We start from the raw sequence: 12,802 nt of genomic DNA, 5'->3' as shown, positions 1-12,802 counted from the left end.
TGCCCCCTTCACCTGCTCGGATCGGTGGATCTCCTTAAGCGACCTTTACTCCACGCGAGCACGGCTTTCGGCGTCCGCGCGCAAATCTGGTGGCCGACACGTGGAGGAAGCCATGACGCTGCCTGGGTACCGGACCTATTCGCCTCCCGCTCCGCCCATGCGGAGCGGGCTGGCACGGGCTTCGCTGGTGCTCGGCATCGTCGGCCTCCTAGGACTCGCCCTGTGCCTCCTGGGGCTGATCCCTGCGCTGGTGGGGCTCGTCCTCGGGACGGTCGCCCTCGTCCGCGGACAGTCCGAGCGGTGGCCTGCTGTGGCGGGGGTCGTGTGCTGCGGCATAGCCGTCGTGGTGGGCGCCTTGGCGCTCTTCTGGCTGCTGAGTAAAGCGGCCATATGCGGGGACACATCCCGCTACCCGAACGACGAGGCGCGGCAGAGGTGCGTGGAGCAGGAGTTCCCGTTCGTCCGCAAGACGACGGATCCCTGACGTTCGACCTGTGGTTTCCTAACCGCGCTCTTGGCCGGCCAGGGCGGCTACGGCCTCGGCGGTCAGCGGGGACGCGTACACACGGAAATCGTCCATCAGGCCGCCGAAACCGGGCTTGGTGGGCTCGCTGCCCAGGTAGATGGGGCCGGCGGGCGTCACGACGGCGTGCTCCAGCGACATGCCGGTATCGAGACGGCCGTTGATGTAGAGGAACATGCCTTCCTGGTCAACGACGAAGGCGACGTGGGTCCACTCCCCCACGACCGGCCTTGTGTGACCATCCACATACTCGGGGCCCTTGACGGTGAACAACTGGACACGCATGCGCATCTCGTCCGGGTAGAGCCACATGCCGAGCGCGCGCGCATCGTGCTCCGCGACGGGCTTGTAGAGCAGGCTGCGCCACTCCCCGGTCGGTTCCTCCACCACCTGGACGAAGAACGCCACGCTGAACCCGAACACCTGGCTCAGCACGAGCTGCGGCATGGCGGGGATCAGCGCGCGGCCGCGGCCGTCCAGGCTCAGGGCTCCGCCGTCCCGGCCCGGGACGATCTGCGCGGACTCGTTCAGCTCGGCGACCGGTCCGCCGCCGGCGGCGTCCGCCACCCGGCGGCCGTCGACGGTCTCGACGTCGAACGTCCAATGCGCAACGAGCACGGGTCCACCTCCTGCACGGCGTCTCGCCGATGCGGTGCCCCGACGGTCGGCACCCACGCTCGCAGCGCCCGGCGCGCCAGGCAAGACCCGAGTTGGACTTTTCGCCCAATACCGCAGGTCAGCGACGGAGAAAGTCCCGGAACGGGACGGAAGGGGCGCTGGACCCGGATCAGCCCAGGGACAGCGGGACCTGTTCCGACAGGTCCGCGCGCGCGCCGCTGGCCCGCACCCGGTTCGCGGCGACCGCGTCCGCCCAGGTCAGCCGTCCCGTCGCCAGCGCGATCCAGGTTCCGGCGTCCATCTCCACCACATTCGGCGGGGTTCCCCGGGTATGGTGCGGGCCGGCGATGCACTGCACGGCGGCGTGCGGAGGGACGCGCACCTCGACCGACCGGCCCGGTGCCGACTCGGCGAGCCGGTCGAGCAGGAACCGGACGGCGCCCCGGACGACCGGGCGGGACACGTCCCCGGCCGGGTCCTTGCCGGCGTCCAGCGCCGCCAGCACGGTCTCCAGGGCCGCGCGGCGCAGCGCGGCGGGCTCGTCCGGGCCGGCGTGGGGCGGCAGGCCCAGGAGGGCGCGCTGCTCGTTCAGGACGGCGGTGGAGAGCGGTGTTCGCGGCATCGACCCGACGCTACCGGGTCGCCGCCGAAGGAAGGAGCGGGAGCCGCCGGGCAAGAAGGCCACCGGAGCCGTCGCGGCGGGCGCGCTCGGCCGTCGATGGCGCCCTGACGCCGCGCACACGGTAAAAATGGACCCCGGCAGCAGCACGCATGGGGGAGTGAGAGGAACGGGGAGGCCGGGGACGCGGTCCCCGGAGGACACGGAGGTTCGTCAGATGCCCGAGGCGCTGCCCCTGCAGCCCGGTGACCCGCGACGGCTCGGCTCGTACGAGGTCACGGGCCGGCTGGGCGTCGGCGAGCAGGGCGCCGTCTTCCTCGGCCGGGACCCCGCGGGCGGCCTCGTCGCGGTGAAGCTGCTGCACGTCCGGCTGAGCGGCGAGCCGGTGGCCCGTTCCCGGTTCGCCAACGCCTTCGCGTCCGCGCAGAAGGTCTCCGGCTTCTGCACCGCGGCCATCCTGACCGCCGACGTGGAGGGCGACCGCCCCTACGTGGTGAGCGAGTGGGTGGACGGTCCTTCCCTGCAGCAGCTCGTGGACGAGGAAGGAAAGCGCGGCGGCGCCGTAGTGGAACGCGTCGCCGTCGGCACGGCGGTCGCACTGGCCGCCGTGCACCGGGCCGGCGCCGTCCACCACGGGCTGAAGCCGGGGAACATCCTGCTCGGTAGGAACGGTCCTCGGATGGCCGACTTCGGTATAGCGCGCGCGCTGGAGGCCGTTAACGCCGCGCCCACCGGACGTATCACCGAGGACCCCGCCTACAAGGCGCCCGAGCAGCTCACCGGCAGCGGCGTAGGCCCCGCCGCCGACGTCTTCGCCTGGGCCGCCACCATGCTCTTCGCCGCGACCGGCAAGGCGCCCTTCGGAACCGGCTCCCCGTCCGAGGTGATGCGGCACATCCTCTACGAGGACCCGGACCTGTCCGAGGTGCCGCCGTCACTGCGCGACGTGATGCGCGCCGCGTTCGCGAAGGACCCCGCCGCACGTCCCACCTCCAAGCAGCTCCTCGAACGGCTTCTCGAGGAGAACAGCGCGCTCGCGGCGCGGATGCCCGCATCGATGGCGGACGAGGGCCGTGCGCTCGCGACGAACGCCGTGCCGGCGGCGCAGCCCTCCCCCGCGCCGCCTCCGCCTCCGGCACGGCCACCGGTTCCACCGCCTCCGCCGTCCACCGGCCAAGGGCAGCCCGCAGGGCCGCCTCCTGTGCAACCGCCGAGCGCCGGGTCCGCACCCATGCCACCGGGACCGCCGCGCTCGCCTATGGGCGGCCCATCCGGCCCGCCTCAGCAGGGGTTCATGTGGTTCGAGCCTCCGCAGCCCGGTAACACGCCGCCCCAGCCGCAGACGGAGCCGCAGACGACGCCGCCGCCCTCCACGGCCGCCCGGCACGCGTACCATCCGCCGCCGTCGCGTCCCTTCCGGAAGCTCTCGCAGCTCCTGTCCTCCGCTTCTCCGGGCAAGGCGAAGCAGAAGCCCGCGCCGGAAGACCTCGGCGGTTCCGGCGGGCCGCGAACGTCCGCGCCGGACCTCGACCCCTCGGCGTTCGAGGCGACCACCACGTTCAACGTGGCCGCCCCGTCCGCGGACGCCACGGCCACGATGAGCGCCGTCACCGAGCACGCCGACCGGCCCGACCCGACCCCGACCGCCGTCTTCGACCCCCTCGACATGCCGGCGGCGGACGAGACGACGGCGTCGCACCTGATCCCCGGACTGCGCGCCGAGCGCGGCGAGCGCAGGACGTCGGCGCGCCTCGCCCTCGGCCGGATGCGGCGGCCCAGCAACCACGTCCTGGGCCTCGCGCTGTCCCTGGTCATCGGCGTGAGCGTGGGGATCGCGATCATCGTGCTGGTGCTGTGGCCGCAGCTGAAGGACGACGGCGCCCCGCCGCCCAACCAGACCAACACGTCCGCCAACCAGCCGGTGAGCACGGTGCCCGGGTCGTTCGCGGGCACCTGGAAGGGCACGCTGGTGAACACCGCCCAGCACGCGGCCTTCCCCGTCGAGGTCACCTTCCAGACCGGCGCGACCACCGCACGCGCGGTGTACCCGCAGGAGCACTGCACCGGAACGCTCACCCTCAAGAAGGGCACGCAGAGCAACCTGACCATGGACCTCGCCATCCCGGCGCCGTGCACGCCCGGGACCGTCCAGATCAAGCGGATGCTGGACGGGACGCTCCAGTACGCGTGGAGCAAGCCCGGCACCAACCTCGCCTACGCCGGGAAGTTGTCGCGCGGCTGAGCCCCGCCCGCCCTGACGGATCGGAGGCGTCTCCTGGCGGGGCCTTCCGGTTGACGGCCGACTCCGGCCTTTTCACGCCCCGTCCGACCCGTCCATTTTCTCCGTCTATATCGGGACAGTTCCGCTATGGTGTCCCCTCGATCGAATTCCTCGATCTTCTGACGGGCCGCCGAGAGCGCGGCCCCCCGGCAGAAGGAGACAAGCCTTGCGGGCTGTCCACCGGAGGCTCCTGTTGGCCGGCGTCGTCGCGGCATGCGTCGGCGGCGCGGCTGCCTTCCCCGTCCTCGCGGACTCCTCCTCCCCCTCCCTCGTCAAGGTGACCGCCGCCGAGGGCACCCCCGTGCCCGGCCGCTACATCGTCACCCTGAAGCAGGGCGCGTCCGCCGAGTCGGCCGTCAAGACCGTCAAGGCCACCGGCGCCCAGCGCTTCGACGGCGTCCTGAACGGCTTCGCCGCCAAGCTGACCCCCGACCAGCTCAACAAGCTGCGCCGCGACAGCCGCGTCGCCGCCATCGAGCACGACCAGGTCATGAAGACCCAGTCGACGCAGGGCTCCGCGCCCTGGGGCCTCGACCGCATCGACCAGCGCAAGCGCCCGCTGTCGAAGTCGTACCACTACAGCTCGCTCGCCAAGAACGTCACCGCCTACGTGATCGACTCCGGCCTCGCCACCGGCCACCCGCAGTTCGGCGGCCGCGCCGCCGTCGCCTGGGTCGCGCCGACCTTCAACGGCAACGGCGGCGACTGCAACGGCCACGGCACCCACGTCGCCGGCATCATCGGCTCGTCCACCTACGGCGTCGCCAAGGGCGTCAAGCTGCGCGCGCTCCGCGTCCTCGACTGCAACGGCGAGGGCTACGTCTCCGACATCATGTCCGCCGTGAACTGGCTGCGCACCCACGCCGCCAAGCCGGCCGTCGCGAACATGTCGATCGGCGGCGCCAAGTCCACGGCGCTCAACACCGCCATCACGAACCTGTCCAAGTCCGGCGTCTTCGTCTCCGTCGCCGCCGGCAACGACAACCAGGACGCCTGCAAGAGCTCCCCGGCCAGCGCCGGCTGGGTCATGGCCGTCGGCGCCAGCACGTCCTACGACAACCGCGCCACCTGGTCCAACTGGGGCAAGTGCGTCGACATCAACGCCCCCGGCTACGACATCAGGTCGACGCTGCCCGGCAACAAGACCGGCCTGATGAGCGGCACGTCCATGGCCTCCCCGTTCGTCGCCGGCACCGCCGCGCTCTACCTGCAGACGCACCCCAAGGCGACCTTCCCCACGGTGCAGAAGTGGCTGAACGACAACTCCACCAAGAACGTCCTCGGCCGCATGCGCAGCCAGGCGAACCGGCTGCTCTACAAGAGCAACCTCTGACACTCCCGTAGGATGGCCCGGCTCCCCCACGGGGAGCCGGGCTTCTTGGCGGTTGAACCGCCCCACCCGTCACAGCCGTTTAATCTTGGCGAGGACTAGGACGGTCCCCCTCACCGTCCCTTGGCGTTCGGCCGGGCGCCCCCGGGTCCGGCCGGAGAGGAGCAGACGTGGAGTCCCCCACCTCCACCCTCCGGAGACGGATCCGGCGCGCGGCCCTGACCCTCGTCGCCGTCGCCCTCCCCCTGGCCGGCACCGCCGCCCCCTCCTCCGCCGCGCCGCACTCGCCCGCCGCCCTGCCGGCCGACCCCGGCGACAGCTCCAAGTTCGCCAAGCTGAACGCCCAGATCACCAAGCTCGACAAGGCCTACGGCGGCGACCTCGCCAAGCTGAAGGACGCGCAGTACGCCGCCAAGAAGGCGCTGCAGAAGTCCGAGAGCCTGCAGGGCGACCTCAACGACGCCCGCTCCCTCGTCGCCGAGATGGCCGCCAACCAGTACATGACGGACGGCCAGGGCCCCACCATCTCCATGCTCGCCGCGGGCGACCCGTCCGACATGCTGAGCGGCTACACCCTCATCGAGCACCTCGCGCAGAACAAGACCGCGAAGGTCGCGCAGATCGGCAAGCTCGTCGACGAGCAGGCCAAGGCGCACGACCAGGCCCAGCAGAAGATCACCGACCTGCAGAAGGAGATCAAGGACCTCGCGTCGCAGAAGAAGCGCATCGAGGCCCTGGTCAAGAAGTACAAGCCGCAGTCGCCGAGCGTCGGCATGGGCGGCGTCACCGCCCGCATGGCGCACGTCAAGACCGTCATCGACCAGGAAGAGGGCCCCTTCCCCACGATCGGCTGCGTCCGCCACACCGGCGACCCGCAGGACCACGGCACCGGCCACGCCTGCGACTTCATGGTCACCACCGGCGGTGTCATGGCCACCGGCGCCGCCAAGGCCCACGGCGACGCCACCGCCGCCTACGCCATCGCCCACGCGAGCGCCCTCGGCATCAAGTACATCATCTGGCGCCAGCGCATCTACGACCTCCGCAGCCCCGGCTGGCGCATGATGGAGAACCGCGGCGGCGTAACCGCCAACCACTACGACCACGTCCACATCTCGGTCTTCTAACCGCACCCAAGCGGACACATCACCCTGGCCAGGGCCGGCCCCGCGCGTGGACGATCGCGTTCCGCAGCTCGTCAGGGTTGAGCGCCTCTAGAAGACAAGCCTCACCGCCGAGCCGGACCATCGCCCACCATGAACCGGTGGCTTCGCCGTACCAGGCCCACACGCCGGAGAACTCGCGTTCGATCTGCGCGGCAACCGGCCGTCCACTCAGCCCGTCCGGCAGCACCACCGGTATCGCGCCCATCACGAGCCGTCCGGCGATCCGGTGAACGGGACCGCCAACACTCGCGCGATCCGGTCCGCCGCTGTATCGGTCTCCAGCAGAGGACACAACGGCTCAAGCTCCGGCGGAGACTTGCGGGTCGGCCCCGACCACACCCACAGCCACCACAACGCCCCCTCGTGACGGCGGCACAGAACCTCTTGCCGCATCCCCGGATGCATCAACGCGCCGTGCGGATCATCCGGGTCGGGCTCACCGGCCGGGTTGTTCACCCGCACCGCACTATGCCCGCACACCTGCGCATCCAGGCCCCGCCGCTTCAATGCGTCGACCAGCGCCAGCGCCGCCGGACGCCACGCGGTGTCTGTCAGAGGACGCCTGTTGACCACGTTCATGACCGAGAACTCCCAGGGTTGAAGCGGGACCGGCTGACGGGCAGGCGACCGAACCGGCTACGGTCACCGCACGAACGGCTTCCCGGCTTGCCGGTTCCCTGCTGCTGCGTCATGCCGACCAAGATTCGCCAAATCCCCGGCGGCTCCCATTCCCAGGCGGTATTCCGCGACGGGATATACGCTCAGTGATTGCCGGTTACAGGGAGGGAGGCCCGATGTCGGGACGGGCGTCAGACCTCATCATCATCCCCGGCTCACTGTGGCGGCGCCCGCAGATGATCGAAGCCCTGACCGCCCGCGACATCCGAGCCGTCTTCCACCTGCTGCGCCAGTACGCAGGCGCCAGCCAAACTCAGATCGCGATCGCCTGCGGTATGTCGCAGGGCAAGGTCAGCGAGATCATGAAGAAGGGCGGCCGCCAGGTCACCACCCTGGAGGTGTTCGAGCGCATCGCCGACGGCCTCCGGATGCCCGATCCCGCCCGCATGGCCCTGGGTCTGGCCCCGCGCGCCATCTCCGCGCTCGCCACCACGGGCGCGACGGCCTTCACACCACGGGATGCCCTCGCGGACTTGGTTCCGCCCGCGTTCCTGGGTTCCCTGGACGTAGATCCCGACGTCGAGGAAGGGGACCCCGTGCACCGCAGAACCTTCGGCAAGCTCGCCGGAGCCGGCGTGTTCAGCGCCATCCTCGCCGACTTACCGTCCGACGGCGCACCGCTGGAAGGCGTCGAGGCCTTCGCCGCCGCCCTGGCCGGATACCCCGCCATCAATGACGCCCCGTCCCCGGTCGCCCTCAGCATCGCCCGCCTGGACGCCGCCGTAGCCGCAGCCAAACGCGACTACCAGAACTGCCAGTACTCCACCGTTGTCAACTCTCTGCCCGCCCTGCTGGCGGACCTGCGCAACGCCTGCGCCACCCACGACGCAGACGCCCGCCTTCAGGCCGAAGCGCTGTCGGCCGAGGCCCACCACGTCGCCGCGAGCATCCTGCTCAAACTCGACCACGAAGGACTCGCCTGGCTCGCCGCCGACCGCAGCATGCAGGCCAGCCGCCGCAGCCAGGACCTCACCATCATCGGATCCAGCGCCCGCATCATCACCCACGCCCTGATGAACGGCGGCCACCACGGCGCCGCCACCAAGACCGCCAGCACCTACGCCGAACGCATCGATCACGACGTCGACCAGCGAACCCCTGACTTCCTGTCCGTCTACGGCGCGCTCCTCCTCCGCGGCGCGGTCGCCGCCGCCCAACGCTCCGACCGCCACACCGCAGCCACCCTCCTGGACGAGGCCGAAGCCGCAGGCCGCGAACTCGGCGGCGACTACAACCACCGCTGGACCGCATTCGGCCCTACCAACGTCCAACTCCACCGCGTCAACATCGCCCTCCAACTCGGCGACGCCGGAGCCGCCATCCAGCACGCCCGCGCTGTCGACCTCAACCGCATTCCCCTCACCGAACGCAAGGCGAAACTCCTCGTCGACACCTCCCGCGCGCTCACCCAATGGGGCAAGCACGACAAGGCATACGACGTCCTGCTCTTCGCACACCAGCTCGCGCCCGAGGAGATCTCAGCCCGCCCCGCCGTCCACCGCCTGCTCGACGACCTCATGGCCACCGCCCCGCCTAGCATCAAGCGGCAGCTCAAGGAGTTCACAACAGAGATCGGGGTGCGCCTATGACCGACGACGACCGCCGCCGCGTCCTCTACATCATCGTCTGCGCAGCAGGCCCCGCCGGCGACGTCGGAAAACTCGTCACCCTCGCCCACCAACGAGGCTGGGACGTCCAAATCATCGCCACACCCTCAGCCCTGGACTTCATCGACGCCGAAGCCCTTGAAACTCAAACCAGCCGGCCCGTCCGCAGCCACTACCGCAAACCAGGCGAACCCCGCTCCCCCAAAGCAGACGCCATCATCGTCGCCCCCGCCACCTACAACACCATCAACAAATGGGCCGCAGGAATCAGCGACACCTACGCCCTCGGCATCCTCGCCGAAGCCCCTGGCCTAGGCATTCCCGTAGTAGTCCTCCCCTTCGTCAACACCGCGCTAGCGGGGCGCACCGCCTTCCAACACAGCGTCAACACCCTTCATGACGAAGGCATCCGCATTCTCCTCGGGTCTGGCGGATTTGAACCTCATGCTCCCGGAAGCGGCGACAGTCGTCTAGATAGTTATCCTTGGAGTCAAGTGCTCGACTGGGTTGACTAAAGCATGCCAGGAACCTTCTCGAATGAAATTCGAGCATTCTCGCCGTAGACACACCTTGAGCCACTCAGAGGATACAGGAATCCGAGTTACATCATCTATAAAGGCCAAGGGGATGCAGTCGACATCCATCACTCTTTTTCAATTTCTTGCAGAAACTTGTACATCCCCGACGACGGATTGTCATGGGGAAATTGAGTGCCGTCTCGATCATGTCTCTTATCGAACAGACGGGCCCGTCGAGCCGCCTCTTTTCGTAGCGGCATATAGACCGCCGCATCGATACTTTTTCCTGGACGGTTATCCAATTTTCGAGACAGACGCTCAGCAGGAGCCGTATTTATGAACGACGCCTGATCTTGATGATGCAAAATAAGCCAAATTTCGAAGCAGGGGTTAGAAATAGCCAGATTTATGTCGCTGGCATGCGCTAAATCAATCGCTTCTTGAAGATTGGGATGATGCTTTGGCCATTCAACATCAAAGAGGCACCAGCATTCATCAACCTCAGGATCACGCTTATATTCTTGGGCTCTGCGGACCAAAGTGAGGGGCACGCCTTGCTCGGGATGAATTTGTAGATCGAGAGCAGTATTCGAGGCCACATTTGGCAACTTCTTCAGGGCACGAACATAGTCAGGCTCAGAATTAACGCCTTCGCAGAAGACTACGACCGTGCGAAGTTCTGGCCGCTTTTCAGTGGTCCTCTTAAGAGTACGGCTTCCCCGTCTCCTTTGCTCTCGGGCGGCCATCAGCCGATCAACCCTAGGGCCTTTAGTAGATCGACTTGGTCTACCTGAGGCAGCGCGCCGAACCGGCCATGAAGATACGCGTTTTCAAGATTCTGAGATTTACGCACACGCTCTCCTGCAAAATCAGACAATGCCCCCAATCGAGTTGAGCCATCATCTTGCTTCTCGGTCAACCAAACCTCATCACGGTTTAGATGATTAAGCAGACTAGTGTCATGAGAAGAGAAGATAAGTTGGGCTCCACGAGGATTGGTAGTCGGGCTATGGAAAACCCGAAGCAGCTCCGCTGACAGAGTTGGATGCAAACTAGCATCCAACTCATCGAATATTACTGCCGATCCCGATTGCAGAGCAGAGAGAACTGGCCCGATAAGATTGAACCAAGTTCTCGTACCCTCAGATTCGGCGCCGAGATCGAACGGAATACTCTCATCCGTTGTTTTGTGTACTAGGCGAACCCTGCGCCTTGTGCGGACTTCCGATGAATCGGAGTAGCGGATCTCCTGGTTATCAACAACCACGTCCTCGATGCCAAGATCTGCCATTCGCAGCAGGGCCAATGCCTGCCTTCGTCCCCTTAGGACTGGATCCTCGATATCCTCTTCGGAGAACAGTGACAGCTGATCATTGCGTTGGTCATCAAACCACCGCAATGTAGGGCGACTCATGTATGGTCGCGATCCGACTATGACACCCTGCTGCATACGATTGATAGGACGATGGCCCAGAATTTGCATGCCAAGAAGTGCTTCTGTAAATTCAGAAACAAGTCGCTCCTCAAATCTTCTTGCAATTGAAAGCGCAAGAACCCTTTGAGTGAGCAACTCTCGAGTTCCGGACAATTCACCCAAACCGCGTTGCAACTTTAGGTCATTTTCCTCCCGCTCAAAAATTCGCCTGCGCTTCTTTTCTGGATAATGAAACAGGCCTTCATAGATTACATGCTCACGATCTACTTCCAAAACATACTCGAAACGAATCCCCTTAATTTCAAGTTCGAGTACAAACTCACTTGATGACGCACCCCCTTCCCCGAAGGCGAATTGCTCAATCGGAATTTCGTCTTCCCAGAAACGAAGGGATTGCTGGACTGCATCACGGACCCATGAGAGCGCTGCAAGTACGTTAGATTTCCCGGAAGCGTTCGGTCCGTAGACAGCAGCGAGTGGAAGGAGGCTTACACCGAGACGGGGGGCGGGGCGCACTGCTTCGCGGTCCAGATCGATCGCAACCATCGAGAGCTCAACTGGTTCCCAGATGGAGCGATAGTTCCTCGCCTCGAACCTGATCAGCATGGACCCACCCTACCTCGCACCTAGCCTGCAGACACATGGCCGTGATCGTAAGAGCCGCACGAAAAGCAGGCTCTGTCTGCACCAGGCTTGCGCATACCGCCTGGTTGTCCTCCAACTCACCGCGTTCGAGACATTGCTGATCGCGACCTTCCGGGCGGTGTCGGACACACGACTGGGATTTGGATGTCCCTCGGCTTGAAAGCCGTGCTGCGTTGTTCTCCTACGGAGCCATAGCCGTACGCAGGCCGACCCGCCACGCAGCCACCGTCCGCTTGAGCGCTCCGTTGGGCCTACTTGGAGCGTGGAAGGAACGACAGACTCGTGATGTGACAGAGGTCTCAAGCATCACCCGGGACAGGACATAGACCAGATCGTGGCTTGCCGAATTGGGCTGTTTGGGATCAAGGGGCGGCGGCGCTTGGGCCGCTGGCGCGGCCCCGCCCCTGGCCGCGCCGCGCATCGCGACGCGTCCGCCGGCTCCGCCCCGTCCGGCCGCCCCGGGGTCGCACCACCGCCCGAAGCACTGCCAAGATCGCGCCATGCCCGGAGATCTCGTTCAACGACAGCGACGAGCAGCCCAGTGCCGCCCTCCCCATCAGCCGGGAGCAGTTCATCAGGGTCCGTGACCTCTTCGACTACGGCGACGATGAGTGGTTCGTGAATTCGTAACCAGTCAGGGCCGAGCACTGGCCGCGGCTCATCGAGGTACTGGACTGCCCACCTCCCGAGGTCGGCAAGTCCTACTACATCGAGGGGTACGCCACGGACCTGTAGTCGCGTGGCTGGGCTGGAAGGGTGCGGGGCTCCCCCCGACCCCGCGCCGTCGATGATGGCGGCGGCCGGAACCTGTCCCTACCTTCTGGCTCACGGGTCACTCGCTCCTAAGTGCGGTGCTGGTGCCCCAGGGGTACCGGGTGTGGCTGGAACCTGTCTGCCGCTGGTGTGGTTGCTCTTGATTGGCCGCCCGGTACCCACATGACGACTCGGCCGCCGATTGAGAATTGCGAACCGTCGCTGCGTAGGGACTTGGCCGGCGAGCCGTCTGCGGGAACCGTGATCAGACCCGATCGGGGGAGGCACGATGCAGCAGCAGGTGTGGGCCGGGGTGGACATCGGCAAGACCCACCACCACGCGGTGGTGATCGACGCCGACGGAAACCGGCCACTGTCGCGGAGAGTCGCCAATGACGAGGACCCGCCGGTGAGACTCCTGGCCGACGTCATCGGCCTGGCCGAGACCGTGACCTGGGCGGTCGACATGCGTACCGATGGGGCCGCCCTGATGCTGGCCCTCCTAGATGAATGAGTCCAAGGAGTGTCGTTGCAGTCAGTGATCATAGGCAGTCAGTGACCGCTTGATCGACTGTCCGGTCTTGTCGTTGTGCCATATCGCCGCTGTGAGAGCGAGGATCCGGCACAGG

Annotated in this window: 13 protein-coding genes; 7 read left to right on the top strand and 6 right to left on the bottom strand. The window is 66.7% G+C overall.

Annotated features, from left to right (window positions below; all coding sequences use genetic code 11):
• The first annotated feature begins 112 nt into the window (after positions 1–112).
• Positions 113–484, top strand: coding sequence for a DUF4190 domain-containing protein (locus F8568_RS32965; protein WP_151597607.1), 372 nt, complete (start codon positions 113–115; stop codon positions 482–484).
• 18 nt (positions 485–502) lie between these two features.
• On the opposite strand, the gene F8568_RS32960 is transcribed toward F8568_RS32965, so the two are convergent.
• Together F8568_RS32960 and F8568_RS32955 are read right to left on the bottom strand one after the other, a co-directional pair.
• Complete coding sequence (locus F8568_RS32960; RefSeq protein ID WP_151597606.1) at positions 503–1,141, bottom strand: LamG domain-containing protein; 639 nt, start codon at positions 1,139–1,141, stop codon at positions 503–505.
• Between the two features lie 169 nt (positions 1,142–1,310).
• Positions 1,311–1,763: a sterol carrier family protein gene (locus F8568_RS32955; protein WP_151597605.1), complete on the bottom strand. Its 453-nt coding sequence runs from the start codon at positions 1,761–1,763 to the stop codon at positions 1,311–1,313.
• A gap of 214 nt (positions 1,764–1,977) precedes the next feature.
• Here F8568_RS32955 and F8568_RS32950 point away from each other — a divergent pair, with 214 nt between their 5' ends.
• The 3 genes from F8568_RS32950 to F8568_RS32940 all read left to right on the top strand — a co-directional run bounded on the left by F8568_RS32950 (position 1,978) and on the right by F8568_RS32940 (position 6,498).
• Entirely contained in the window at positions 1,978–4,002 is a 2,025-nt protein-coding gene (locus F8568_RS32950; protein WP_160573852.1) for a serine/threonine-protein kinase, read from the top strand.
• A 205-nt stretch (positions 4,003–4,207) separates the two neighbouring features.
• Positions 4,208–5,374 (top strand): S8 family peptidase, encoded by a 1,167-nt coding sequence (locus F8568_RS32945; RefSeq protein WP_151597603.1) that lies wholly within the window; start codon positions 4,208–4,210, stop codon positions 5,372–5,374.
• Between the two features lie 167 nt (positions 5,375–5,541).
• On the top strand, positions 5,542–6,498 hold the full coding sequence (locus F8568_RS32940; RefSeq protein ID WP_151597602.1) for a coiled-coil domain-containing protein: 957 nt from the start codon (positions 5,542–5,544) through the stop codon (positions 6,496–6,498).
• Positions 6,499–6,517: 19 nt separating this feature from the next.
• Here F8568_RS32940 and F8568_RS32935 read toward each other — a convergent pair whose 3' ends face one another.
• A complete protein-coding gene (locus tag F8568_RS32935) occupies positions 6,518–6,742 on the bottom strand; it encodes a hypothetical protein (RefSeq protein ID WP_151597601.1) in 225 nt (74 codons plus the stop codon).
• Entirely contained in the window at positions 6,742–7,116 is a 375-nt protein-coding gene (locus tag F8568_RS32930) for a hypothetical protein (protein ID WP_151597600.1), read from the bottom strand. The genes F8568_RS32935 and F8568_RS32930 overlap by 1 nt, the downstream gene beginning before the upstream one ends.
• A 215-nt stretch (positions 7,117–7,331) precedes the next feature.
• Between F8568_RS32930 and F8568_RS32925 the strand changes: the two genes are divergently transcribed.
• Together F8568_RS32925 and F8568_RS32920 are read left to right on the top strand one after the other, a co-directional pair.
• A complete protein-coding gene (locus F8568_RS32925; RefSeq protein ID WP_151597599.1) occupies positions 7,332–8,804 on the top strand; it encodes a helix-turn-helix domain-containing protein in 1,473 nt (490 codons plus the stop codon).
• Positions 8,801–9,337: a flavoprotein gene (locus F8568_RS32920; protein ID WP_151597598.1), complete on the top strand. Its 537-nt coding sequence runs from the start codon at positions 8,801–8,803 to the stop codon at positions 9,335–9,337. The genes F8568_RS32925 and F8568_RS32920 overlap by 4 nt, the downstream gene beginning before the upstream one ends.
• Before the next feature lie 128 nt (positions 9,338–9,465).
• On the opposite strand, the gene F8568_RS32915 is transcribed toward F8568_RS32920, so the two are convergent.
• Positions 9,466–10,086 carry an RloB domain-containing protein gene (locus F8568_RS32915; RefSeq protein ID WP_151597597.1) on the bottom strand — a complete coding sequence of 207 codons (621 nt, stop codon included), beginning with the start codon at positions 10,084–10,086 and terminating at the stop codon, positions 9,466–9,468.
• A complete protein-coding gene (locus tag F8568_RS32910; protein WP_151597596.1) occupies positions 10,086–11,381 on the bottom strand; it encodes an AAA family ATPase in 1,296 nt (431 codons plus the stop codon). Before F8568_RS32910 ends, F8568_RS32915 begins: the two co-directional genes overlap by 1 nt.
• Before the next feature lie 1,081 nt (positions 11,382–12,462).
• Between F8568_RS32910 and F8568_RS32905 the strand changes: the two genes are divergently transcribed.
• Positions 12,463–12,687 carry an IS110 family transposase gene (locus F8568_RS32905; protein ID WP_151597595.1) on the top strand — a complete coding sequence of 75 codons (225 nt, stop codon included), beginning with the start codon at positions 12,463–12,465 and terminating at the stop codon, positions 12,685–12,687.
• Positions 12,688–12,802 lie beyond the last annotated feature (115 nt).

Source organism: Actinomadura physcomitrii, from assembly GCF_008923205.2.
GTDB classification, from domain to species: Bacteria; Actinomycetota; Actinomycetes; order Streptosporangiales; family Streptosporangiaceae; genus Spirillospora; species Spirillospora physcomitrii.
This window is presented reverse-complemented; position numbering and strand designations above follow the sequence as displayed.